The organism is Pseudomonas sp. ZT5P21, assembly GCF_054897785.1.
The window spans coordinates 409,417-434,382 of record NZ_CM142705.1 but is presented as its reverse complement, the minus strand read 5'-3'; the positions used below and the strand labels follow the sequence as shown (position 1 = coordinate 434,382).

The window sequence follows — 24,966 nt, the reverse complement described above, 5'->3', positions numbered from 1 at the left end:
ATAATGCGCCTGTACCCACAGGCGTCTGATGCTCATGAACTCGACCCTCCCCCGCCGACCCCGGTGGCGCAGCCTGGCCCTGCTCGCACTGTGTCTGGCGCCATTGCTGTGGCCGCTGGAGCATCTGGCCGAGCGCTATTACCGCAGTGAACTGGCGGGGCAGAACCGTCAGACCCTCGACCTGTACGTCGCCAACCTGCTGGGCACGTTGCACCGTTATGAAGTGATGCCGCAGATTCTTGGCGACCTGCCGGCGCTGCGCGCTGACCTGTCTGCACCGGACGACGGCGTAACGCAAGGCAACGCCAATCGGCTGCTGAAGAACATCAGCGCGCAAACCGGCGCGGAAGTCATGTATTTGATGGACACCACGGGCAAGACCATCGCAGCTTCCAACTGGGACAAACACGACAGTTTCGTCGGCCGCAATTTCGCCTTTCGACCGTATTTCAGTGAAGCCATGGCCGGGCGCCTGGGGCGTTTCTTTGGCCTGGGCACCACGTCGGGCAAGCGCGGCTATTTTTTTGCGGCAGCGGTGCGTGACCGCGAAAAAATCATCGGCGTGCTGGTGGTCAAAGTCGACCTGGACCACACCGAAAGCCTCTGGGGTAAAACCCCGGAACAATTGCTGGTGACCGACCACAACGGCGTGGTCATTCTCACCTCGCGGCCCGAATGGCGGTTCCGCGCGACCCGTCCGTTAAGCGACGCGGAGCGTGAGGCGATCACCGCCATTCAGCCGTACCCGACCCGCGAACCCAAGCCGTTGAACCTCAATCCGGACGCGTGGTTGACTCAGACCCGGCAGATTGACGAAACCGGTTGGAGCGTCAGCATCCTTGCGCCGCGCACGCTGATCGACCGCCCGGTGCGCACGGTGGTCGCCATCGGCGGCGCGACGCTGCTGGTGTTGATGCTGTTGCTCGGCCTGATGATGCAACGCCGCCGCCACTACCTCGAACGAATCGCCTTCGAAGCCAAGGCCCGCCGAGAACTGGAAGGCCGCGTAGCGGAGCGCACCAGCGACCTCGAAGGCCTCAACCGTCGGCTGAAACAGGAAGTCCTGGAGCGCGAACACGCACAGCAGGAACTGGTGCGCGCCCAGGATGACCTGGTGCAGGCCGGCAAGCTGTCGGCGCTCGGGACCATGTCGGCGAGCATCAGCCACGAACTCAACCAACCGTTGGCGGCGATCCGCAGCTACGCGGAAAACGCCGAAGTGCTGCTTGATCATCAGCGCACCGACGATGCGCGCGGCAACCTCAAGCTGATCAGCGAACTGACCGGGCGCATGGCCTCGATCATTGCGCACCTGCGCGCCTTTGCCCGTCGCGATCGCCACGCCCCGGAAAGCGTCGCGCTGCAACCGGCGCTGGATGATGCGCTGGCCCTGTTGGCCAAGCGTCGACGGAGCATGGAAGTCGAGCTGATCCGCGACTTGCCGGCCGCCACGCTGTGGGTCGAGGCCGGGGAAACCCGTCTGCGTCAGGTGCTCGGCAACCTGCTGGCCAACGCCCTGGACGCGCTGACGGAAAAAGGTCCGCCGCGTAAACTCTGGTTGAGTGCCCAATCCACCGCCGATGGCGTCAATCTGTACATTCGCGACAACGGCCCGGGCTTTTGCATGGAAGCCCTTGGCCGCGCCAGCGAGCCCTTCTACACCACCAAGACCCGCACGCAGGGCTTGGGTCTGGGGTTGGCGATTTGCGAGACCCTGATGCGCGCCTTCGGTGGGGAACTGTCGTTTTCCAACCACAAGGAAGGCGGCGCCCTGATCACCCTGAAACTGCGCGCAGGCGCGCCGGGCGTGAGCCTGCAACCGTCCGAGGACCGAAGTGCATGACCATCGACAACCGCATCCAGGTCGTGCTGATCGACGACGATCCCCATCTGCGTCAGGCCCTGGGCCAGACGCTGGATCTGGCCGGCCTGAAAATTTTGCCGCTCGCCGAAGCCAAGGGCCTGGCCGCGCAATTGGGACGCGACTGGCCAGGTGTGGTAGTCAGCGACATCCGCATGCCGGGCATGGACGGTCTTGAACTGCTGACCGAACTGCACGCGCAAGACCCGGAGCTGCCGGTGCTGCTGATCACCGGTCACGGCGACGTGCCGCTGGCGGTGCAAGCCATGCGCGCCGGCGCTTATGACTTTCTGGAAAAACCCTTCGCCAGCGACGCCCTGCTCGACAGCGTGCGCCGCGCATTGGCCTTGCGCCGGTTGGTGCTGGATAACCGCAGCCTGCGTCTGGCCCTGAGCGACCGCAATGAACTGAGCGCAAGACTGGTCGGGCATTCAGCGCCGATGCTGCGCCTGCGCCAGCAGATCGGTGCGTTGGCGGCGACCAAAGCCGATGTGTTGATACTCGGCGAAACCGGTGCCGGCAAAGAAGTCGTGGCCCGGGCGCTGCACGATTTGTCGAACCGGCGTAACGGCCCGTTCGTGGCGATCAACGCCGGCGCGCTGGCCGAGTCGGTGGTGGAAAGCGAGTTGTTCGGTCACGAGCCGGGCGCCTTTACCGGCGCGCAAAAGCGCCGCATCGGCAAATTCGAATTCGCCAGTGGCGGCACGGTCTTCCTTGATGAAATCGAAAGCATGAGCCTGGACGTGCAGGTGAAATTGCTGCGCTTGCTGCAAGAGCGGGTGGTCGAACGCCTGGGCGGCAATCAACTGATCCCGCTGGACATCCGCATCATCGCCGCGACCAAGGAAGACCTGCGTCAGTCTGCCGATCAGGGCCGCTTCCGCGCCGACTTGTATTACCGTCTCAACGTCGCGCCGCTACGCATTCCGCCATTGCGCGAGCGCGGTGAAGATGCGCTGATGCTGTTCCAGCATTTTGCCGATGAAGCCAGTGCTCGCCATGGCTTGCCGCCCCATGAACTGCAACCGGGGCAACGGGCGTTGCTGCTGCGTCACACCTGGCCGGGTAACGTGCGGGAATTGCAGAACGCCGCCGAACGTTTTGCCCTGGGCCTGGAACTGGCGCTGGACAACAACGCGCCGGATGGCGGGGCGAGTACGACGGTTGAATGGGTCAGCGGCGGGTTAAGCGAGCAGGTGGAAAACTTCGAAAAATCGTTGATTGCCGCCGAACTCGCACGCTCGCACAGTTCGGTGCGCAGCCTCGCCGAAGCCCTCGGCATTCCACGAAAGACCTTGCACGACAAACTGCGCAAGCACGGGCTGAACTTCGCCGACAGCGGCGCCAGCAGCCACACTGACGAACTCGATTGAGTCATCACTTGGAACTAGAGGCCCATTCATGAACCGCGACAGTCGTCACCTGGAATCAGTCCTCCATCGCGACATTCCCCTGACGCAGGCCATGGGCATCAAAGTGCTCGACTGGCACGACCAGCAATTGCGCCTGTTCTTGCCGCTGGACGCCAACGTCAACCACAAGAGCACCATGTTCGGCGGCAGCCTGTATTGCGGCGCGGTGCTGGCGGGCTGGGGCTGGCTGCACTTGCGTTTGCGCGAGGAAGGGATTGAGGACGGGCACATCGTCATTCACGAAGGGCAGATCAGCTATCCGCTGCCGGTGACCATGGACGCGACAGCGATTTGCCAGGCGCCGGGTGCGGCGGTGTGGAAGAGGTTTTTGGCGATGTATCAGCGCTATGGAAGGGCTAGGCTGACGTTGCATTCGCGGATTGTGAATGTAGGGAGTGACGAGGATGCGGTGACGTTTGTTGGCCAGTATGTGTTGCATCGTTGAAGTGGAATGACAGTATTCCAGGCAAACATGACTTTAGGAGCCGTCGAGAAATCTTAGATGCCAGGGCGACTCCGTCAAGTTTAAAAATTAGTCAGCACGCGGAATCTTGCTGTATGTAACGACCACATCTGCAGATTTAACCCCAGCGACAGCTTTTTGCTGATTCAACTTGTAGTCTCCTGCCTTACAAGTCACTGTATTAACACCAACAAGTTCAATCGTTACGGCAAAACCCTCGTTCTGGTTGACCCTGCAACTTGTTTGATTACTCAGTACCCCGGTGGGCTGCGGCGAATGAGTAATTGACTCCATACCTATGATGGTTTGACCGGCCTTCGGCGAGATATTGACGTAAATATCCCGTTCAGTTGAGGTCAGCACCTTTGGCGGGTCGCCGTGTTTTAACGTCCAGTCATTGGAGAGCAACTCCAAGTCCGGCGGGGGGGGATTAATCGTTACCGTTCCAGCGAAAGCCACCCCAGTACAAAAGGAAAAACCTACAAACAATAGTGCATTTTTCAAATTCATTTAAAAGCTCCTTGCCTGTTCAATTTATACGCTCGCCAGATATAAACTCAGCACAACAAAGCTTTCCGACCGATAAATGGCTAACATACTTTACCGCTTAACTAACCCTTCCGAGTTAGTGATGAAATCCTAGCATCCGACCGGCCATTTGAAACCTGTCAAACATGACAGTGTATAAGCAGACAGTAGTTAACTCTAAAACTCTCCCGGCAAGCACTGATTCAAACTGAACTTAGTGACAATAACTTCGCGCGCCAGGACACGCCTGCTGGCAGCGCCACAAAATAATTGTTCAGCAAAGATTCCCGCGCCGGATAGCTGAACGGCGCTCCGCTCAATTCCAGCACCTCACCCCCCGCGCCTTCCAGCACACCCTGAGCCGCCGCCGTATCCCACTGCGAAGTCGGCGCCAACCGCGGATAGCAATCTGCTGCCCCTTCCGCCAACAAGCAAAATTTCAGCGAACTGCCGATATTGGCCAGTTGCAGCTCACCGAGGCTGTCACTCAACCCAGCCAGCAAGCGTTCCTGCTCCGGGCTCGAATGCCGACGACTGGCGACGACCGTGAAGGCCTCGCCCGGGGCGGGCACGGTGCGAACCTGAATCGGCAGCGGCTCGGCGCCCTTATCACCACGCCACGCGCCCAGGTCGGCACCACCGACATAGAAGCGTCCGTTGGTCGGCATCGACACCACGCCAAACACCACTCGCCCCTGCTCGATCAACGCAATGTTGACGGTGAACTCTTCACTTCCCGAGATGAATTCCTTGGTGCCATCCAGCGGATCGACCAGCCACCAGCGCTGCCAGCCGGCACGCACGCTCTGAGGGATGTTGGCATCTTCCTCGGACAACACCGGGATGCTCGGGTCCAGCGCCGTCAGCCCCGCCAGAATCAGATGATGAGCCGCCAGGTCGGCTGCCGTGACCGGTGAATCGTCAGCCTTCGCGGTCACCTCAGTGCCGGTGCGCCAGAACGGCAGGATCGCGTCGCCAGCCTTCAACGCCAGTTCAACCACCGGCGCCATCAATGGATGCGGGAAATTCATGGCAGGAACACCCCACGCTGAGTCAGCAGATCGCGGGCCAGGTACAACGCCGCCAAGGCACGGCCCTCTGTGAATTTCGGGTTCTGGGCCAGCGCCGACAGCTCTCGAAGATTGATCCTGTCCACACCCATCGGTTCAGGTTCGTCACCTTCAAGACTTTCTTCGTACAGGTCGGTGGCCAGCACCACCTGGATTTTCTGACTCATATAACCCGGCGACAAGGACAACTCGGTCAGATGCTCCAACTGTCGCGCGCCATACCCGGCCTCTTCCTTGAGCTCGCGCTCCGCCGCCGCCAGCACGTCTTCACCCGGCTCGATCAAGCCTTTGGGCAACGACAATTCGTACTCATCGGTGCCGCCGCAATATTCCTCGACCAGCACCGCGTGGTCGGCATCGAGCATCGCCACGATCATCACCGCGCCATACCCAGCGCCCTTGCCGACCAGTCGCTCATAAGTGCGCTCCACGCCATTGGAAAAGCGTAACTTGAGCTCTTCGACGCAGAACAAACGGCTGGTGGCGACAATCTCGCGGGCGAGGATGGTGGGTTTCTGGCGCATGAGCGGCTCCTTGGCGATAGCGGGTTACTATACCCGGCCTATCCTGATTGTTGACCTCGGATATCTTTTTTACCGTTGGAGAAGTTTTTTATGTCACTGCTGCCGTGGCGCGACATCGACACCGTTCTGCTGGACATGGACGGCACGCTGCTGGACCTGCATTTCGACAATCATTTCTGGCTGGAGCATCTGCCTCAGCGTTATGCCGAGTTGCACGGGGTGAGCCGGGCCATGGCCGAGATGGAATTGCAGCCGCTGTTTGAACGCAACGCCGGCCAGTTGCAGTGGTATTGCCTGGATTTCTGGAGCGCCGAGTTGAAGCTGCCGGTGCGCGAACTGAAACTGGAAACCGCCCATCTGATCGCTTTGCGCCCGGATGCGGACACGTTTCTGGAGGCAATCAAAAAGGCCGGCAAGCGGGTGGTGATGATCACCAATGCGCACCGTGATTCACTGTCATTGAAACTGGAAAGAATTGAATTGGCGCCGTACTTCGAGCGGCTGATCAGCTCTCACGATTACGGCTTCCCCAAAGAGAATCCGCAGTTCTGGGAGGCATTGCAGGCGGATATCGGCTTCGATCCGGCGCGCAGCCTGTTTATCGACGATACGTTGTCGATCCTGCGCAGTGCGCGGGATTTCGGGGTCACGCATTTATTGGCAGTGAGTGAGCCGGACAGCCGCAAGGGGCCGAAGGACACGGCGGAGTTTGCAGCGGTGGTTGATTATCGGGAGTTGATCGCAGGGCTTTAGACCGAGTCGTCTGCTTCGCGAGCAAGCCCGCTCCCACATTTTGATCGCAGTCTAATGTGGGAGCGGGCTTGCTCGCGAAGGCCATCACCCGGTTTAGAGGCTTACTCTGGAATCCGCAACGACTGCCCCGGATAAATTTTGTTCACATCCTTGAGCATCGGCTTGTTGGCCTCGAAGATTTTTTGATACTTGTTGGCATCGCCATACACGCGCAAGGAGATCGCACTCAGGGTGTCGCCCTTCACCACCGTGACAAAGGTGGCAGCCTTCACCACCGGCCCGGTCACAGTAATCTGGTCATCCACGCTACCAACACCAGCGATATTGCCCACCGCCAGCAGGATCTTTTCCTTCTCTTCCTGGCTCGCCACTTCACCGGTCACGGTGACCTTGTCACCGTCCACGGTGGCCTGCACATCCGGATTTCCCAGGCCGACCTTGCTGATGTGCTCCTTCAACTGTTCGCTGGCGTTGGCATTGCCCGGCGTCAGCAGATCGATAAGCTTTTCGCCTGCTTCTTTCACAAAGCTAAAAATACTCATGGTGCACTCTCCTTGGTTTAAAAGTTCCAGACGCAAAAGCCTAGTCCAAGGTTGCAACCCTCGGCTCCCACCCGACCAATGACGCCGCTTGCCCCCAAGCGCTAGAATCCCGACCTACCCGCGCCCTGGAGCGAAGATGGACATCAAGCAGCTGAAATTCCTCATCGCCCTCGACGAAACCCGGCACTTTGGCCAGGCCGCTGCGCGCTGTCACATTACCCAGCCGACCCTGTCCATGCGCCTGCGCAGCCTCGAAGAAGAACTCGAGTTGCCGTTGGTCAACCGTGGGCAACGTTTTGAAAGCTTTACCGCGCCGGGCGAAAGGGTATTGGCGTGGGCACGCACGGTGCTGGCGGCGTATGACGGATTGCAGGCAGAAGCCGCCGCCTGTCGCGGCAACCTGGTCGGTACGTTGCGCCTGGGCGTGGTGCCATTATCGAGTTTCGATCCGCTGCCCTTGCTGCAACGATTGCACGCCGAACACCCGAACCTGCGCTTCGAACTCTCGGCGCTGAGCTCCGAACAGATCCTCGAACAACTGGCGAACAATCGCCTGGACCTTGGTGTGTCGTACCTGGATCGTCTGGACGCCGAACGTTTCGATTCCCTGGCCTTCAGCGTCACCCGCATGGGCCTGCTTTATGATCAGCGCTTCTTCACGTTCGGCGAGGCGCCGCTGAGCTGGGAATCGCTGATCGAACTGCCACTGGGCATGCTCACCAGCGGCATGCATTTTCGCCAGTCCATCGATCACAATTTCCACAGCCGCGGCCTCACACCGCAGCCACTGTTGCAGACCGATGCCGTGCATCAACTGTTACAAGCTGTGCACGGTGGTTTGTGTTGCGCCGTGATGCCGCTGGACGGTGGCCTGGAAAATCTCACTGACCATCTGCGCTTGCAACCCATCGAAAACGCCCAGACCCTCGGCCGGCTAGGGCTGATCATGCGTCGTAGCGCGCCGCGCTCGGCGCTGGCGGAAGCCTGTTTCGCGATCTATCAGAAATCACCGACAGACTCTTGATCGACGTCATCTATCAGCAGATCAGTATTAGCGATTAGACGCGACATCTTGACGCGCCTAGGCTTAAAGCTGACCAAAACGTCGGTGATGCCTGATGAAAGCCAAGCGCCCAGCCTGCGCGGCGCCTGCTCTCGAAACGCCAGCGCCCGCTGCCAGCCAGACCTACAGTTACAGCGATCTTCAATACGCCGAATCGGCCAGCACCGCGCTGGCCGAGGAAGTCGCGTTGGCGATTGCCTATAACGGCATCAGTCAGGCGGTGATGCTGGTGACGCCGACGGACCTGGAAGACTTCATCGTTGGTTTCAGCCTCGGCAGCGGCATCATCGAAGACGCCTCCGACATTTATGACCTGCAACTGAGCGGGTTCGGGTCGGCGCAGTATGCGCAAGTGACCATTGCCAACCGCGCCTTCTGGAACCTCAAGCAGCAGCGTCGTCAACTGGCGGGCACAAGTGGTTGCGGGCTCTGCGGGGTCGAAGCGGTCGAGCAGGCATTGCCCGATCTCAACGTGCTGCCCGGCGCACCTTTGCCTCCCGCCGCATGGCTCGACGGTCTGCGCCAACGCATCGGCGCGTTTCAACCGCTCGGCCAGCATTGCGGCGCGGTGCATGCGGCGGTGTTCATGAACGGCCAAGGCGAATTGCTGCTAGGCCGCGAAGACATTGGTCGTCACAACGCTCTCGACAAGCTGATTGGCGGGCTGATCCGGCAGAAGATCCCGACCACCGGCGGTCTGGCGATTGTCACCAGCCGTTGCAGCCTCGAATTGATCCAGAAAGTCTTGCGCGCCGGCATTCAGACCCTGGTCAGCCTGTCGGCGCCCACGGTTCTTGCCGTGCAATGGGCCCGTCGTCACAACCTGAACCTTATCCATCTGCCACAGAAGAATGCGCCGCGGGTCTACAGCCCGGCATTGGAGAATCAAGCGTGAGTCAACATCGTCAAGCCGACCAGAAACCCGTCCCCCGCTACAAGCCCTACAAAGGCCCGGCCGGTGGTTGGGGTGCGCTGATTAGCGTGGCCCAGGCCTGGTTGACCAGCGACAACGCGCTGAAAAACCTCCGCATCATGCTCAAGACCAACCAGAACGGCGGCTTCGACTGCCCCGGTTGCGCTTGGGGCGATTCTCCGGAAAAGGGCATGGTGATGTTCTGTGAGAACGGCGCCAAAGCGGTGAACTGGGAAGCGACCAAACGCCGTGTCGACGGAGCATTCTTTGCGAAGCACAACGTCAGCGCGTTGCTGGAACAGAGCGACTATTGGCTGGAATATCAGGGTCGGCTGACCGAGCCGATGAGCTACAACGCCAAAACCGATCGCTACCAACCGATCAGCTGGGATGACGCCTTCGCCCTGATCGCCAGGCACCTGCGCGGTTTGTCGAGCCCGGATCAGGCCGAGTTTTACACCTCGGGCCGCGCCAGCAACGAAGCGGCGTACCTGTATCAATTGTTCGTGCGCGCCTACGGCACCAACAACTTCCCTGATTGTTCGAACATGTGCCATGAAGCTAGCGGTGTCGCGTTGGCGCAAAGTGTCGGCGTCGGCAAAGGCACCGTGACGTTCGGCGACTTCGAACACGCCGATGCGATTTTCGTCTGGGGCCAGAACCCCGGCACCAACCATCCACGGATGCTCGAACCGCTTCGCGAAGCGGTGAAACGCGGCGCGCAAGTGGTGTGCATCAATCCGCTGAAAGAACGTGGCCTGGAGCGTTTCCAGCACCCGCAACACCCGATCGAAATGCTCACCAACGGCGACAAACCGACCAACACCGCGTACTTCCGCCCGGCATTGGGCGGCGACATGGCGGTGTTGCGCGGCATGGCGAAGTTCCTGCTGCAATGGGAACGCGACGCGCAGAAGACCGGTGAGTCCGCCGTGTTCGATCACGATTTCCTCAATGAGCACAGCGTCAACGTTCTGGAATACCTCGGCACCGTCGACGACACCCCGTGGGAGCAGATCGTCGAGCAGTCCGGCCTGACGCTCGTGGAAATCGAGCAAGCGGCGCGCATGTACACGAAAGGCAAGAACGTGATCATGTGCTGGGCGATGGGCATCACCCAGCATCGCCATTCGGTGCCGACCATCCAGGAAATCGCCAACCTGATGCTGCTGCGCGGCAACATCGGTCGGCCGGGCGCTGGCCTGTGCCCGGTGCGTGGCCACAGTAACGTGCAGGGCGACCGCACGATGGGCATCAACGAGCGTCCGCCGGTGGCATTCCTCGATTCCCTGGAGCGTCGCTTCCAGTTCAAGGTGCCGCGCGACAACGGCCACAACGTGGTCGAGGCGATTCATGCCATGGCCGAAGGTCGTGCCAAAGTCTTCATCGGTCTGGGCGGCAACTTCGCCCAGGCCACGCCAGACAGTCCGCGCACCTTCCAGGCCCTGAGCAATTGCGACCTGACGGTACAGATCAGCACCAAGCTCAACCGCAGCCATTTGGCTCACGGCAAAGACGCGCTGATCCTGCCGTGCCTGGGGCGCACCGACATCGATTATCAGACCGAGGGCGCGCAGGCGGTGACCGTGGAAGATTCGTTCAGCATGGTCCACGCCTCTAATGGTCAGCTGCAGCCGCTGTCGAACCAGATGCGCTCCGAGCCTGCGATTATCGCCGGCATCGCTGCGGCGACACTGGGCAGCAAACCGGTGGACTGGAACTGGCTGGTGGCCGATTACGGGCGCATCCGCGACCTGATCGCTGACACCATTCCGGGCTTCAGAGACTTTAATGAGAAGATCCAGAACCCGGGCGGTTTCTACCTCGGCAACAGCGCCGGCGCTCGTCGCTGGAATACGCCCTCGGGTCGCGCCAGTTTCCGCCCGAACGCACTGCCCAAGGATCTGGTGCACGAGCGCACGCGCGCCACAGGCATGTTGCCGGACCTGATCATGCAGTCCATGCGTTCACACGATCAGTACAACACCACCATTTATGGGCTTGATGACCGCTATCGCGGAGTGAAAGGACAGCGGGATGTGCTGTTTGTGAACGAGGCGGACATCATTCGCCTGGGGTTCAAGCCGGGGCAGAAAGCCGATATCGTTTCAATCTGGGACGATGGCAGGGAGCGTCGGGTGAAAGGCTTCACGCTGCTGGCGTTTGATATTCCTGCGGGGCAGGCTGCTGCGTATTACCCGGAAGTGAATCCGCTGGTGCCGCTGGAGAGCACCGGGGACGGCAGCCATACGCCGACATCGAAGTTTGTGGCGATTCGGTTGGAAGCGGCGAGTGAGACTGGGTTGATCATGGCTAGGTCGGCGTAACGCGGCGTCTGATCTATCGCCATCGCGAGCAAGCTCGCTCCCACATTTGATCTGCGTCGAGCACGAATCCACTGTGGGAGCGAGCTTGCTCGCGATGGCGGAAGCAATGCCAACGAATCTTCCGGATCGAACACTTTTCAAGCGCCCACAAAAAAGGCCGTTTTTTCACAAAAACGGCCTTTCCGAAGTAGCTAAAGACTGGCAAAAAACACTTAAGTTCCGCCCAAAAAACAGCAACTTAGGTATATCTTTTGAAGCCGTGTCATTCGTCGGATTTCGATTGTAAGCGCCAGGACTCAGCCTCAGGATCGCGCCGTCATCCCCTTGAGGTTCCTCTATGAAGTTCTCCTCGATTCTCTTGTTGTCCCTTGGCCTGGTCAGTGGCTTCGCTTCTGCCGGAGGCACCACCGAAGCAGGTGTGGGCGGCGCATTGGGCGGGGTTTTGGGCTCGGTCGTCGGTCAATCGCTAGGCGGCAACACAGGTTCAACCATTGGCGCAGCCTTGGGTGGCGCGGGTGGTAGCGCAGTCGGCGCAGACAAACGCAGCCGTGGCGAAGCAGCCATTGGCGGTGCGTTGGGCGCAGCGGGCGGTAACGTGGTCGGCCGCAGCATGGGCGGCACCACCGGCAGCCTGATCGGCTCCGCAGCAGGTGGCGGCGCCGGTGGCGCGCTGGGCAACTACATGGGTAACAAGAGCGATGACGAAGATAATCGTCGTAGCCGTGGCGATCGCCGTTACCGTGATGGGCACCATGATCGTGGCCACCACTACGGGCATCGCAAGCACAAGCACAAACATCGCTACCACGACGACTGAGGCCTGAGTCGCCTCGTTGACCGGTAGATCAAAAAATCGCAGCCCACGGGCTGCGATTTTTTTTGCCCGTCAAACCACCAACCGCTCCAGCGCCCCGCGTAACCCCGCAGGAATCGCCACCGGCTGATTCGACGCCCGATCCACAAACACATGCACGAAGCGCCCTGCCGCGCAGGCTTCGTCCTCACCGGCCTTGAACACCGCCAGTTCGTATTGCACCGAACTGTTGCCCAACTTGCCCACCCGCAAACCGATCTCGATCCGGTCGGGGAAAGCGATAGAGGCAAAGTAATCACAAGCCGAACTCACGACAAAACCCACCACTTCGCCGTCATGAATATCCAGGCCGCCGACTTCGATCAGATAGGTGTTCACCGCCGTGTCGAAGAAGCTGTAATAGATGACGTTGTTGACGTGACCATAGGCATCGTTGTCGTGCCAGCGCGTGGTGATGGGCTGGAAGTGCGGGTAGTCGGTGCGTTGGGGCATCGGGTTGGACATCAATGTCGGTTCCTTGAGTTGGATGGTCAGTCTAAAGCGAAAGCCGCGTCGTACTCATCGCGAGCAAGCTCGCTCCCACATTAGATGTTCAGTGAGCACAGCATTAGTGTTCGCCTGAGATCCACTGTGGGAGCGAGCTTGCTCGCGATGAGGCCATCAGAGGCACTACTTCAATCAGCGGTCAGAAAACTCCTTACCTACCGCAGCCAACTCCCCAATCAACCGCGCCGGTTGCCAGTGATCACCCTGCCTGGTTTCCAGCGCCATCAACCGCTGATGTATATCCGCCAAGCCCTGCTGATCCGCCCAGGCCATCGGCCCGCCCTTGTCCGCCGGGAAACCATAACCGTTGAGGTACACCAGATCGATGTCATGTGCCGATGCGGCAATCCCTTCCTGAAGAATCTTCGCCCCTTCGTTGACCAGTGCCAGCAAGCAGCGCTCCAGAATTTCCTCAGGTGCGATTTCGCGACGCTGGAAGCCCAATCCTTCGCTGACTTCCAGCACCAGCGCATCCACCTCCACATCGTGCTCAGCCTGGCGACTGCCCGCTTCGTAGTGGTAATAACCGTTGCCACTCTTCTGGCCAAACCGGCCCATTTCGCACAGACGGTTATCCACTTGAACTTCCGGCGCGTCCTGCCGTTTGCCCGCCAGTTCCCGAGCCCGCCATCCCAGGTCGATGCCAACCACGTCGTACATGCGGAACGGCCCCATGGCGAAACCGAAGCCCTGCAGCGCCGCATCCACCTGATAGGGATACGCGCCCTCCAGCAACATCTTGCGCGCTTCGAGTACGTAGGTATTGAGCATGCGGTTGCCGATGAAACCCTCGCAATTGCCCGACACCACGCTGACCTTGCCCATGCGCTTGCCCAGTTCCAGCGCGGCGTCCAGCACCGCATGTGCAGTTTGTGCACCGCGAACGATTTCCAGCAGCTTCATGATGTGCGCCGGGCTGAAGAAGTGCAGGCCCAGCACGTGTTGCGGACGGCGAGTGACGGCGGCAATCGCATCGATATCCAGCGCCGACGTGTTACTCGCCAGGATGGCTCCGGGTTTGAGCAGAGCATCCAGTTCGCGGAAGATTTTCTGCTTGAGCTCGAGGTTTTCGTAGACCGCTTCAATCACCAGATCGACATCGCGGATCGCTGCGTAATCGGCGGCCGCCGAAATCCGTGCGATACGAGCGTCCGCTTCGACCTGATCGAACCGGCCTTGGCGCACGTTGTGCGCGTAAGTCTCAGCGACCGACGCCAGTGCCTGCTCAAGCATCTGCGGATTATTATCGACCCACTGCACCGGCAGCCCGGCGTTGGCCAGGCACATGACAATGCCACGGCCCATGGTGCCCGCACCGATCACGGCAGCGCGCTGAATGTTGAACGGTGTCTGGCTCATGGTTGTTCTCTTGTTGGCGATCCAAAGACAGCCCTCACCATAGTCAGCCACCGGGCATTTTTGAAATTTATTCCTGTGATGGGGGACATTCAGCGGATGGATGCACTATCCGTTAAGCAGTGAGAATCCCTGTGGGAGCGGGCTTGCTCGCGAATACGGTGTGTCATTCAAAATTAATGTCGGCTGACACACTGCTTTCGCGAGCAAGCCCGCTTCCACATTGGACGAATTTCAACTTGGCAAATGCGCTTCAGCCCAGATCCGGACGTCGCCATACGGATAATCCTCCAGCGCCGCAAACCCCGGAATCGACCGTGCCTTGAGCTTGGTAAACAGCGGCACGCTGATCCCGCACAAAAACCGCGTTACGCGCTCGGCGGTGGGAACACTGCCTACGTACTGTTCATGCCTGTGGATAAAAACACCGCACAGCGCCTCGAAGTTTTTATCCACAAGCGCCGGCAACTCAGGTGGTGCGGGCAGCCGCGCCACGTGCCCGTGACACACCGAACAATGCCCACACTGCTGCGGCGCGTTGTCGTCGCCAAAATACTCCGCCAGGCGATAACCCAGGCAGTGATCAGTGGCGAACAGATCCAGCATGGCGTGGATCCGCGCGATCTCGGTTCGTTCGTGCCGGGTGAAATATGCGTGCAGTTCGGCACTCAAGGCCTGACTGTCGAAATCCGTTTGCAGCAGGCTGTAGACCTCGGTCATTTGTTTGCTTTCCAGTTCGACCCATCCTTTCTCCTGGAAATAATCCAGCGCCTTGACCACCCGGCTGCGTTCGGCCTGATGCTGCTCGTACAACGCATCAAAATTAACCGTAGCCCAGGTCCGCGCGCGAGTGGAGGTCTGGATGATTGCCGCAACGAAGTCCCTGCGCTCACCCTCGAAGCGAGCCAGCAATTCTTCCGGTTCCTGCAAATATTTGAAGCGATACTCAGCGTAATAGGCATATCGCGGCGCGATGATTCCGCGCAGTTCCAATTGCACCAACAAGGTTTTGAGCGGTAGCTGACGAATGTTGCTTTGGTCCGCCAGAGGTCCCAGCAAAAACTCCCATTGCTCCTCGGGTGCAGAGGCTTGCAACTCGTCTAGCACGAAGCGAATGCCGTCCAGTTCCGGCGTATCGCCATAAACGAAGTTTTCGAGCACGTTGAGGCTGTCGCGGTTGGCCAATACCAGACAATCCGACGGCTGTCCGTCACGCCCGGCGCGGCCGATTTCCTGGCTGTAGTTTTCGATGGATTTGGGCAGGTCGAAATGCACCACGTTGCGGATGTCGCTCTTGTCGATGCCCATGCCAAACGCGATGGTCGCGACGATGCAATTGGACTGTCCGCCCATAAAGCGCTTTTGAATCGCGTCCCGTTGTTCATGGGGCAAACCAGCGTGATAAGCCTCGGCCTGGATGCCGTTGCGCCCCAAGTGTTCGGCGATGTGCTCGGCGGTTTTCTGCAGGGTGACGTAGACGATGCTCGGCTGGCCAAGACGTTCGCGCATCCATTCGACAAGGCGTCGGCGTTTGTCCTGGCCGCGCACCGGCTCCACCAGCAAGTTGAGGTTCGATCGATAGAAACCCGTGGTCACCACGTCTTCAGGGGCGATGGCGAATTTCGCCTCCATGTCCGCGATCACTTTCGGGGTCGCGGTGGCGGTCAGCAGCAACGCCTGAGGGATTTTGAACTGACGCTGGTAGTCCGGAAGCTTGAGGTAGTCAGGACGGAAGTTGTGGCCCCACTCCGAGATGCAATGCGCCTCGTCCACCACCAGCAGCGAGATAGGCACTTGCTGCAAAAAATTGCGGAAGCGCTCGTTCTTCAGACGCTCCACGGAAACCATCAGAATCTTCAATTCTCCCGACTTGGCGCGGGCCATCACGTCACTGGCGTCGTCGCGGCTCTGGGCCGAATCGATGCTGCCCGCCGCGATACCGTGACGCTGAAGAAACGCCAACTGATCCTGCATCAATGCCAACAACGGCGAGACCACCAGCGTCAGGTGCGGCAGCAACATCGCTGACATCTGGTAACAAAGGGACTTGCCTGAACCCGTGGGGAAAATCGCGGCCGCCGAGCGTCCGGCCAGTACAGCGCTGACCACCGCCTCCTGGCCGGGCCGAAACTGTGGATAACCGAAAACCTGTTCCAGGGTGTCGTGCATAAGCTGTCACTCCGTTGACCGCTGCGAAGCCCAAAGCCTAGCCGGTGATCGCAACGAGTCGAGAAAAGGTCGGGGGCAAAAACGATACGGGATGATACAGCGGATGGCGTGATGGAATTACAAGGCTTGAGGAATGGGGCGGCTGTCAGATCGATATCGCGAGCAAGCTCGCTCCCACATTTGATCCTCAATGAATTCAGATTTTGTATACGACCCGGAACCATTGTAAGAGCGAGCTTGCTCGCGATGACGCCAGCCCAGTCACCACAATAATCATGAAATGACTCACGGCACCAACACCGCCACCCACAGCTGCTCATTCAACGCCTGCTCATGGAACACCTGGCTTTTGCTCGCCCACGCCGCGTGGGCTGGGCTGATTTCGCCGGTAAACGCTGCCGCCAACTGACGCAAATCAGCGACGCTTCGCACACGCGGGCAGAACGGTTCGCCGTCGCAGTTTTGACTGGCGTTGCGGTAGGTGGTCAGCAACCGATCCCACAAGCCATCACGCACCTGGCGTACAGACTTGAGCTTCAGCGCCTGCACGCCCAAGCGCTGTTTCAGACCCTGTTCGTCCAGCGCTTCGCTGGCCAGCAGCGCCTTGCCGAACATCAACACCTCGGCGCGAGAGGCGGTGTCCATGTTCGCCTGAGTGGTGAGCGCGTCCGGCCATCCCGTGCGGTCCATGTTGGCGAGCACCATCGAGTGACCCGCGTCAGCCGCACCAGTCAAACGACAAACACCCGCCCATAACAACAAAACCGAGGCCATACGTTGCCACTGCATACCTAATTCCTTTTAAGTGCTTAAACAGGCATTTTCGAAATGCCCTACATATTCTGGCGCGCACGATACAGAGGTTTGCTGCGCCGCGCCTGACAAACACGTAGGAAATTTCAGCTGTAAGGGTTTCGATGAAAAAAACCTCGGAAAACGTGTAGGGCTAACACCCGAAGACCAGTAAACCCCCTACAAACTGTGTCGATTGCGGCCGTATTGCCGCAACGCGTCCTCCGCTTCATAGTTTTCGTCGGGGCTGAAACAGTGTGTCGGCCTGCCAGACTTCCTACAGGACTGACCCAGATGCAAGACCGCTATTGCCCACTCAAAAGCAGCTACAGCGACACCCCGGTCCTCGTCATTGACACCGAGGCCGATCCGCACGAAATCCTCGACGCCGCCCGCCAACGCATCCGCGCCGCCAGCGACTTGCTCGAAACGCTTTACTGTCTGTGCTTCAAACAGTCGGACGCGAGCGACATACCCAACATCGTCAGTGCGCTCTACCTGCTAACCCAGGACGGCAACGAACTCCTCGAAATCGCCCGCCAACGCCTCCCGAAAATCACCGCTGGCTAATACCCCACCACAATCCCCTGTGGGAGCGAGCTTGCTCGCGATGAACGATAACGCGGTGTACCTGGGTATAAACAAACCAGAGAAATTCGCCTGGGGATAAGTCCATAGGCAACGCCCTATCAAAGCTTCATCCCGGTCCTACAACAGAAGACACCTTGTCGCCTATCGCCGACCGGCGGCTCGTATCTATAGTCGGATCGTCGCTGCCAAATCAGCGACTCGGGTTTGGTCACCTGAATTTGCGAGAAAACTTACGCATGGCCTTGTATGCTGCCGGCTTCTTTTTGTCGGCACGCTATATGGCGGCTGTGTTTGGGACGCTTCTGCGTACCTGGGTTCTTCTCTCCCTGGTTGACCAACCTGAACACAGTCCGCCACCCGTCGTTTGGTCACGATGATGGCGGTTCTCCAGATACATAAAAGAGAACAACCAAATGAACAAATTGAACCCGTTCCCCGATCGCTACCGCCCACTCAAAACCAACCTAACCGATACCCCGGCCCTGATCATCGACACAGAAGCCAACCCCCAAGACCTCCTCGAAGCCGCCCTCCAGCGCGTCCGAGCCTCCAGCGAACTGCTCCGAACCCTGCACTGCCAAAGCTTCGAGCAAGGCGATCTCGAAAACATCCCGCACATCACCCACGCGCTCTACCTGTTGGCCCAAGACGGCTGCGACCTGCTCACAGTCGCCCAACAACGCATGATGGGCTGGAAAGCACCAACCTAAGACACCGTGATCACGGGGCATCCATCTTCACTGAGAGCTGGATGCCCACGAAAAAGGATATTAATTCCTACATCCTTAATGGAGGCAGAAGATTGCAAACTATTATTGATTGCGTAGCATGTGAGCCACTGATCAGCCATGGGCTCCTTCTTATGACTACCGAAACGATCGATCACAGCACGCTCGTCAAACTGGTCGAAAGCGGCGCTGTTAACGCCGCTCACATTTTCGCCAAGCAAGGTGGGTGGGTGGTCCAAGTTCGACATGGATCAAAATTGCATTCCCTGACAGCGCAACGTAGCCAGCAAATTCGCCTATTTAAGCGACTCGAAACTCTGGTGATCTATTTGCAAGGAATAGGCATCAGTCATTTCGATGTCGATACATCGGACTATGACCCTCTACAAGTAAAAACCTATTCGCGCCCTGACCGCTCCGAGGCATTGAAGCAAGCTCATGAAGCAGCTGCTTACGAGGAATGGTTCAAGAAGCAGGTTCAGGCCAGCATTGATGATCCGCGGCCAAGCGTAAGCGACGAAGAGGTCCGCCGAATCTTTGCTGCCAAACGAGATGCCATACGTCAACGAGCGCGCTGATGCGGGTAGTTTGGCGTCCCTCGGCAGTGACTGACCGCGACAACATCATGAATTATATTTGCCAGGACAACCTGAAGCGGCCATTGCTTTAGACGAAGTCTTTGACCTCAAAGCAGAGCAAGCAGGCCAGCATCCCAAGCTTTATAGAAAGGGCAGGATTCTTGGCACTCATGAAATAGTCGCTACACCAAATTACGTTATGGTCTATGTGGTCTTGGCTAGAACGGTAGAAATAATGCGAATACTGCATGCAAAACAACAATGGCCGTAACTAGGTAAACCAACAGTCACCCTAAGTTTTGAGGGTTTAAAGAACTCTCCGACGGATCGGCTCAACTGCACGTTATGTGAAAGGAGGCGCTGAACGCATCAGCGCCAGCCTTTCCTCCAACGGACGCCATCATGAACCTCGCCCCCAACTTCCCCGACGACCACGCTATGCACCTGCTCATGTAGCCCGTTGACCGTCGGCACCTCTACAAAGCGATCAAGGTGCAACGGTGGGATACACAGGCATTGGAAAACATCTTGCGAACACATAAGTGCCATTATTCTGGCTGTTTAGCACGATTTCAGTTGGAATAATAGCAGTTTCGCAATCCATCGAGCTAGCCCAGCACATCAATACATAAGTGCTACTATTCTGGCAGTTAAGTTTGAAAAATGAAGGAATAACGGCACATGGCAAATAAAACAGCGCCACTCCTGCCCGCAGCAGCCAAGCTGCTCTCTGAGTTTGGCGAGCGGCTGAAACTCGCTCGGCTGCGCCGCAAGCTGACAGCCAAGCAAGTCGCCGAGAGGGCTGGCATGTCCCTGACGACGCTGCGCTCTCTGGAATCGGGTGGATCAGGTGTGACGATGGGCGCTTATTTATCAGTGATGCAGGTGCTGGGGCTGGAGAAAGATTTGAGCAAGCTCGCCGCAGTGGATGAGCTGGGCCGCCAACTGCAAGACGCTCAATTGATCCCAAGAGCGAACCTCACAGTCAATAAACGCCAACGAGCACGCAGTGTGACTCCCGCAAAGACATCGCCACCTATCCGCGACAGGGAGACGAGGGCAGCTGATAGTCCCACCTCAAAATCGGACCTTTCTGCTGATTTCCCTTTGAATACTCACTCTTTATCCAGTTTATTAACCAAGAAAAAACCTAAACCTACGATGGGTAAAAAATGACACGGATCGCGGTGTATGCCGATTGGGAGTCCTTGAATGGCCCGAGGCGTCTGGGGTTCCTCCATGCCAGAAAGGCTCGCTCCAGCAATGTATTCGAGTTTGAGTACGACGCCGCAGCATTAGCCGATCCCGAATTGAATTTCACATCGCTGGATCCGCGCATCGGGCTCTTCGAAGGCAAACAGTTTCCCGGTCAACATCAAACCCGGTTTGGCGTTTTTGCCGACTCAAGCCCTGATCGATGGGGCCAATTGTTAATGAAGCGGCGCCTGGAGCGAGACATCCGTGAAGAGTTAGCGCCTCAAGGCACCAAACTCTACGAATCGGATTTCCTTTTAGGCGTTCATGACGTCTATCGGGTCGGCGCACTCCGCTACAAGCTCAATGACGAAGGCAGCTTTCTGGATGATCGCGATGGTTTGGCTGCTCCTCCTTTCGTCGAATTACGCGCATTAGAGGAAGCAAGTCGCGCTTTGGAAAGCGATCCGGACAACACATCTCCCGATGGGCGCGAGTGGCTGAGGATGCTGATAGCACCCGGTGGTTCACTAGGAGGCGCCAGACCCAAAGCCAGCGTTGCTGACGAGCGTGGTCATTTGTGGATCGCCAAGTTTCCGAGCACTCGCGATGACTATGACGTCGGCGGCTGGGAAATGGTGGTCAATGCCTTGGCAAATCATTGTGGCTTGCGGGTCGCGACCGGCACTGCGCGACGTTTTGCGAGTGATCATCACTGCTTCATGGTCAAGCGCTTCGACCGTACCGAACAGGGTGGCCGATTGCATTTTGCTTCAGCCATGACCATGACCGACCGTGTTGACGGTGACGACGCATCGGTAGGAGCCAGCTACCTTGAGTTAGCAGAAGTGCTCATGGAGCATGGCTCGGAAGCCAACGCGGATCTTCGCGAGTTGTGGTCTCGTATCGTGTTCAACATCCTGGTTTCCAATACCGACGATCACATGCGCAACCATGGTTTCATTCTTGATGCAGGTCGTGGATGGCGTCTGTCCGATGCCTACGACATGAACCCGGTAGCACACGCCGATGGTTTAAAGCTCAACGTCACAGATGCGGACAACGCTTTGGACCTTGAGCTCGCTCGCGAAGTGGCCGAGTACTTTCGGGTAAGCCGTGCAGATGCTGAAGAAATTATTGAGAGCTTCAAAGAGGTCGTCAGCCAGTGGCCAACTCTGGCTGGTGCGCTAGGGCTATCGAAACGTGAGCAAGACAGCATGGCGTCGGCGTTTCGTCTTGCCGGCAATTGACCCGGACATTAGTTGGCGCTCACAAAAAAGCCGCCCCAAAGGGCGGCTTTCTCATTCCATCAAACCAATCTTACAACTTCGGCCCAGCCGCCTTGATCGCGTCGCTCACTTCAAACTTCTTGAAGTTCTCAACAAACAACCCAGCCAGTGCTTTAGCGGCTTCATCATAAGCAGCCTTGTCAGCCCAGGTATTACGTGGGTTCAACAGGCCAGTCTCAACGCCCGGTACGGCCAGTGGCACGTCGAGGTTGATGGTGTCGAGGTGTTCGGTTTCAGCACCGATCAACGCGCCACTCTGGATCGCTGCGATGACGCCGCGAGTGGTCGGGATGTTGAAGCGTTTGCCGACGCCGTAGCCGCCGCCGGTCCAGCCGGTGTTGACCAGGTAGACCTTGGAGCCGAAGCCGCGGATGCGTTTGATCAGCAGTTCTGCGTATTCGCCAGCCGGACGCGGGAAGAACGGTGCGCCGAAGCAGGTGGAGAAGGTCGACTTGATGCCGCTGCCGGAACCCATTTCGGTCGAGCCCACCAGTGCGGTGTAGCCGGACAGGAAGTGGTAGGCCGCTTGTTCTTCACTGAGGATCGAGACGGGCGGCAGTACGCCGGTCAGGTCGCAGGTCAGGAAGATCACAGCGTTTGGCTCGCCACCGAGGTTTTTCTCGGAACGCTTGGCAACGTGCTCCAGCGGGTAGGCGGCGCGGCTGTTCTGGGTCAGGCTGACATCGGCGTAGTCGGCGTGCTTGGCGTCGTCGATCACGACGTTTTCCAGGACTGCGCCGTGCTTGATGGCTTTCCAGATGACCGGCTCGTTCTTCTCGGACAGGTCGATGCACTTGGCGTAGCAACCGCCTTCGATGTTGAAGACAACGCCTTCGCCCCAGCCGTGTTCGTCGTCACCGATCAGGTAACGGCTTTCGTCGGCGGACAGTGTGGTTTTGCCAGTGCCGGACAGACCGAAGAACAGAGTCACGTCGCCCGCTTCGCCAATGTTGGCGGCGCAGTGCATCGGCAGCACGTCGGCGGCCGGCAGCAGGAAGTTTTGCACTGAGAACATGGCTTTCTTCATTTCACCGGCGTAACGCATGCCGGCGATCAACACTTTCTTCTGGGCGAAGTTGAGGATCACGCAACCGTCGGAGTTGGTGCCGTCACGCTCTGGTACGCACTCGAAGTTGGCAACGTTGAGAACCTGCCACTCTTCACGGCCAGCCGGGTTGTACTGGGCCGGATTGATGAACAGGCAACGACCGAACAGGTTCTGCCAGGCAGTCTGGGTGGTCATCTTCACGGCCAGGTAATGATCTTCCGACGCGCCTACATGCACGTGGGAAACGAAATGTTCTTGCGCGTTGTTGAACGCCTCGACGCGAGCCCACAAGGCATCGAACTTGTCGGCCGGGAACTTGCGGTTGATCGGGCCCCAGGCGATAGCGGCCTGAGTGGTCGGCTCTTCAACGATGAAGCGATCGACTGGCGAGCGACCGGTACGGTGACCGGTGCGAACAACCAGCGCGCCGGTATCGGCAAGCTCGCCTTCACCGCGATTCAGGGCTTCTTTAACCAGATCATCAACACTCAGATCGGTGTACACGGCGTTATTGGCTTGCGTCATGAGGTTCCCCGTCGGCCAGTGGCCGAGTGCTCCAAACGTTTTGTAGTAGAAAGTCGTGCACTACTACCGCGAAAAAAGTGGGCCGGATTATGCCAGAAAAGCCCAAAAAAAGTAGGGCCCTCCCGTCGTTACGGCGTTATTCCGGCACTAACCAGTGAATTTACCTGCACTGAACCGTTTTAGTGACGGGTATCTGACGGTGTCTCGACGCCCGCACCGGCGAACAATTGAGCAATATCGGCGGCGTCGAACAGGTAACGCTGGTTGCAGAACTGGCAATCGATTTCAATGTTGCCACCGTGTTCGATGACCAGTGCCTGGGCATCTTCCAGACCCAAACTGACCAACGCATTGGCAGAACGTTCGCGCGAGCAGCTGCAACGGAAGCGCAGTTTTTGCACATCGAACAGCCGGACCTGCTCTTCGTGGTAGAGGCGATGGAGCACGGTTTCGTTGTCCAGGCTGAGCAATTCATCGGCGGTCAGGGTGCTGGCCAGTGCAGTGACATGCTGCCAACTGGCGGCGCGTTCTTCTTCGTCTTTCAGACGGTCGGCGGGCAATTGCTGCAGCAACAGGCCACGGGAACGACGGCCATCAGCGTACAGCCAGAAACGCGTGCCCACCTGTTGGGACATGACGAAGTAGTTAGTGAAGCACTCCGACAGGGTTTCGCCATCCAGGTCGACGATGCCCTGATAACGCTGGCCTTGGGTCGGGTCGACGGTCAGCGCCAATACGCCGTTGGGCATCAGGTCGGCGAGGGTTGCGTCGGGGGCGATCTGGTCGGCCTCGTAACGGGCGAGGCCACGGATCTCGCGCTCACTGGAGCATTCGATCATCAAAAGTGGCACCGGGCCATCGGAACGGGCCTGGAGAATCAGCAAACCATCGAACTTCAAGGTGCCTACCAGCAACGACGCCGCGGCAATCAGTTCGCCGAGCAGTTGCGCGACCGGCTCCGGATACGGGTGCTTGGCAAGGACTTCGGCGTAGCTGCGCTCCAACGACACCAGCTCGCCGCGGGTGTCGCTGTCATCGAAGATGAAGCGTTGGGTGTAGTCGGTATCCGGTAGATCGGTCATAGGTCTGGGTATCTGAAGTAATGACAAAAGAACGTGAAAACTGCGTTTCTGCAGCACCGATTGGTGCGCGATGTTCAGCCAAGGGAGGCATTTTATGAACAATCCGGGTTTTGTTCCAAGCAAGGTGAAACGCCCGCCTTTTGGCGCTCTGCAATTTTGTGCCTCTGGTACTGCCGGCCTTCTGGTTATGGCCTACGGGTCGGGTGCCGTGGGTGATTTGCGACGAGTGGCTGTTTCATCTGCTCAATTCGGCGAGTGCTGCGCACTCGATCGCGAGCAAGCGACGCTCCCACAGTGATCGCGTAACATTCGAACAACGCGGTCACTGTGGGAGCGGGCTTGCCCGCAAAGACGTCGGCCCAGACGACACAGAAACATCTGCCTCATTCGTCGTTGCTGCTCCCACGAAACTTAAACAAATCCCGCCGCTGCTTCTTGCTCGGCTTGCCATCGGTGCTCACGCCCAGCGAGCCGGCCTTGCGCATGGCTGCCGCGGCTTCGCGCTTGGCGATGCTGGCGTCGGTTTCGGCGTACAGCATCTGAGCTTCCGGTGCGCCACGACGGACGATCGACAACGCCTGGACCACGACCGTGCGTTCCTCGAACCCCATTCGAATCTGAAATTCGTCGCCGATCCTCGGCTCCTTGCCCGGTTTGCAACGCTCACCCCGGCAGTGCACCTTGCCGCTTTCAATGGCCGCTTTGGCCAAGGCACGTGTTTTGTAAAAACGCGCGGCCCACAACCATTTATCGAGACGGACCTTGTCGTCCTCTTCCTGTTTTTGTGCCACTTGAATT

General features: G+C 58.5%; 25 protein-coding genes. 14 read left to right on the top strand and 11 right to left on the bottom strand.

The annotated features are described in order from the left end of the window. Positions 1-34: 34 nt before the first annotated feature. Genes ACYZT9_RS02055 through ACYZT9_RS02045 form a run of 3 tightly spaced genes read left to right on the top strand, consistent with a single transcriptional unit; the run spans position 35 to position 3,718 of the window. Positions 35-1,843 (top strand): sensor histidine kinase, encoded by a 1,809-nt coding sequence (locus ACYZT9_RS02055; protein ID WP_462008342.1) that lies wholly within the window; start codon positions 35-37, stop codon positions 1,841-1,843. After that, positions 1,840-3,234, top strand: coding sequence for a sigma-54-dependent transcriptional regulator (locus tag ACYZT9_RS02050; RefSeq protein ID WP_462008341.1), 1,395 nt, complete (start codon positions 1,840-1,842; stop codon positions 3,232-3,234). The genes ACYZT9_RS02055 and ACYZT9_RS02050 overlap by 4 nt, the downstream gene beginning before the upstream one ends. Before the next feature lie 28 nt (positions 3,235-3,262). Next, positions 3,263-3,718, top strand: coding sequence for a thioesterase domain-containing protein (locus ACYZT9_RS02045; RefSeq protein WP_462008340.1), 456 nt, complete (start codon positions 3,263-3,265; stop codon positions 3,716-3,718). 87 nt (positions 3,719-3,805) lie between these two features. On the opposite strand, the gene ACYZT9_RS02040 is transcribed toward ACYZT9_RS02045, so the two are convergent. The 3 genes from ACYZT9_RS02040 to nudE form a co-directional block, all read right to left on the bottom strand. Then, positions 3,806-4,246 (bottom strand): hypothetical protein, encoded by a 441-nt coding sequence (locus ACYZT9_RS02040; RefSeq protein ID WP_462008339.1) that lies wholly within the window; start codon positions 4,244-4,246, stop codon positions 3,806-3,808. A 221-nt stretch (positions 4,247-4,467) separates the two neighbouring features. After that, on the bottom strand, positions 4,468-5,295 hold the full coding sequence (cysQ, locus tag ACYZT9_RS02035; protein ID WP_462008338.1) for a 3'(2'),5'-bisphosphate nucleotidase CysQ: 828 nt from the start codon (positions 5,293-5,295) through the stop codon (positions 4,468-4,470). Beyond that, entirely contained in the window at positions 5,292-5,858 is a 567-nt protein-coding gene (nudE, locus tag ACYZT9_RS02030; protein WP_462008337.1) for an ADP compounds hydrolase NudE, read from the bottom strand. The genes cysQ and nudE overlap by 4 nt, the downstream gene beginning before the upstream one ends. Before the next feature lie 90 nt (positions 5,859-5,948). Here nudE and yrfG point away from each other — a divergent pair, with 90 nt between their 5' ends. Further along, positions 5,949-6,611, top strand: coding sequence for a GMP/IMP nucleotidase (yrfG, locus tag ACYZT9_RS02025; protein WP_462008336.1), 663 nt, complete (start codon positions 5,949-5,951; stop codon positions 6,609-6,611). 101 nt (positions 6,612-6,712) lie between these two features. On the opposite strand, the gene lysM is transcribed toward yrfG, so the two are convergent. Then, complete coding sequence (lysM, locus tag ACYZT9_RS02020; protein ID WP_462008335.1) at positions 6,713-7,153, bottom strand: peptidoglycan-binding protein LysM; 441 nt, start codon at positions 7,151-7,153, stop codon at positions 6,713-6,715. Positions 7,154-7,289: 136 nt separating this feature from the next. On the opposite strand from lysM, the gene ACYZT9_RS02015 reads away from it, so the two are divergent. From ACYZT9_RS02015 to ACYZT9_RS02000, 4 genes are all read left to right on the top strand, one after another. Continuing rightward, the gene (locus ACYZT9_RS02015) at positions 7,290-8,177 is read left to right on the top strand and encodes a LysR family transcriptional regulator (RefSeq protein WP_462008334.1); all 888 of its coding nucleotides are present in this window, start codon (positions 7,290-7,292) and stop codon (positions 8,175-8,177) included. A gap of 94 nt (positions 8,178-8,271) precedes the next feature. Next, positions 8,272-9,111 (top strand): formate dehydrogenase accessory sulfurtransferase FdhD, encoded by an 840-nt coding sequence (fdhD, locus tag ACYZT9_RS02010; RefSeq protein ID WP_462008333.1) that lies wholly within the window; start codon positions 8,272-8,274, stop codon positions 9,109-9,111. Next, positions 9,108-11,456, top strand: a complete 2,349-nt coding sequence (locus ACYZT9_RS02005; RefSeq protein WP_462008332.1) for an FdhF/YdeP family oxidoreductase — start codon at positions 9,108-9,110, stop codon at positions 11,454-11,456. Before fdhD ends, ACYZT9_RS02005 begins: the two co-directional genes overlap by 4 nt. 337 nt (positions 11,457-11,793) lie before the next feature. Further along, positions 11,794-12,273 carry a glycine zipper domain-containing protein gene (locus tag ACYZT9_RS02000; protein ID WP_462008331.1) on the top strand — a complete coding sequence of 160 codons (480 nt, stop codon included), beginning with the start codon at positions 11,794-11,796 and terminating at the stop codon, positions 12,271-12,273. Positions 12,274-12,342: 69 nt separating this feature from the next. On the opposite strand, the gene ACYZT9_RS01995 is transcribed toward ACYZT9_RS02000, so the two are convergent. From ACYZT9_RS01995 to ACYZT9_RS01980, 4 genes are all read right to left on the bottom strand, one after another. After that, entirely contained in the window at positions 12,343-12,774 is a 432-nt protein-coding gene (locus ACYZT9_RS01995) for an acyl-CoA thioesterase (RefSeq protein WP_462008330.1), read from the bottom strand. Between the two features lie 174 nt (positions 12,775-12,948). Then, the gene (locus tag ACYZT9_RS01990; protein WP_462008329.1) at positions 12,949-14,175 is read right to left on the bottom strand and encodes a 3-hydroxyacyl-CoA dehydrogenase; all 1,227 of its coding nucleotides are present in this window, start codon (positions 14,173-14,175) and stop codon (positions 12,949-12,951) included. A 231-nt stretch (positions 14,176-14,406) separates the two neighbouring features. After that, entirely contained in the window at positions 14,407-16,341 is a 1,935-nt protein-coding gene (locus ACYZT9_RS01985) for a RecQ family ATP-dependent DNA helicase (RefSeq protein WP_462008328.1), read from the bottom strand. A gap of 285 nt (positions 16,342-16,626) precedes the next feature. Continuing rightward, a complete protein-coding gene (locus ACYZT9_RS01980; RefSeq protein ID WP_462008327.1) occupies positions 16,627-17,130 on the bottom strand; it encodes a polysaccharide deacetylase in 504 nt (167 codons plus the stop codon). 297 nt (positions 17,131-17,427) lie between these two features. Here ACYZT9_RS01980 and ACYZT9_RS01975 point away from each other — a divergent pair, with 297 nt between their 5' ends. The 6 genes from ACYZT9_RS01975 to ACYZT9_RS01950 all read left to right on the top strand — a co-directional run bounded on the left by ACYZT9_RS01975 (position 17,428) and on the right by ACYZT9_RS01950 (position 21,474). Continuing rightward, positions 17,428-17,703, top strand: coding sequence for a hypothetical protein (locus ACYZT9_RS01975; protein WP_462008326.1), 276 nt, complete (start codon positions 17,428-17,430; stop codon positions 17,701-17,703). A 434-nt stretch (positions 17,704-18,137) separates the two neighbouring features. Further along, positions 18,138-18,434, top strand: a complete 297-nt coding sequence (locus ACYZT9_RS01970; protein ID WP_462008325.1) for a hypothetical protein — start codon at positions 18,138-18,140, stop codon at positions 18,432-18,434. Between the two features lie 92 nt (positions 18,435-18,526). After that, complete coding sequence (locus tag ACYZT9_RS01965) at positions 18,527-19,030, top strand: antitoxin PaaA2 family protein (RefSeq protein ID WP_462008324.1); 504 nt, start codon at positions 18,527-18,529, stop codon at positions 19,028-19,030. Between the two features lie 58 nt (positions 19,031-19,088). Then, complete coding sequence (locus tag ACYZT9_RS01960; protein WP_462008323.1) at positions 19,089-19,301, top strand: type II toxin-antitoxin system RelE/ParE family toxin; 213 nt, start codon at positions 19,089-19,091, stop codon at positions 19,299-19,301. Between the two features lie 410 nt (positions 19,302-19,711). Next, entirely contained in the window at positions 19,712-20,206 is a 495-nt protein-coding gene (locus tag ACYZT9_RS01955) for a helix-turn-helix domain-containing protein (protein WP_462008322.1), read from the top strand. After that, positions 20,203-21,474, top strand: a complete 1,272-nt coding sequence (locus tag ACYZT9_RS01950) for a type II toxin-antitoxin system HipA family toxin (protein WP_462008321.1) — start codon at positions 20,203-20,205, stop codon at positions 21,472-21,474. The genes ACYZT9_RS01955 and ACYZT9_RS01950 overlap by 4 nt, the downstream gene beginning before the upstream one ends. A gap of 70 nt (positions 21,475-21,544) precedes the next feature. On the opposite strand, the gene ACYZT9_RS01945 is transcribed toward ACYZT9_RS01950, so the two are convergent. The 3 genes from ACYZT9_RS01945 to ACYZT9_RS01935 form a co-directional block, all read right to left on the bottom strand. Next, positions 21,545-23,086, bottom strand: coding sequence for a phosphoenolpyruvate carboxykinase (locus ACYZT9_RS01945; RefSeq protein WP_462008320.1), 1,542 nt, complete (start codon positions 23,084-23,086; stop codon positions 21,545-21,547). Between the two features lie 179 nt (positions 23,087-23,265). Continuing rightward, entirely contained in the window at positions 23,266-24,168 is a 903-nt protein-coding gene (gene hslO, locus ACYZT9_RS01940) for an Hsp33 family molecular chaperone HslO (protein ID WP_462008319.1), read from the bottom strand. A gap of 383 nt (positions 24,169-24,551) precedes the next feature. Continuing rightward, positions 24,552-24,959 (bottom strand): RNA-binding S4 domain-containing protein, encoded by a 408-nt coding sequence (locus ACYZT9_RS01935; protein WP_462008318.1) that lies wholly within the window; start codon positions 24,957-24,959, stop codon positions 24,552-24,554. Positions 24,960-24,966: the final 7 nt, after the last annotated feature.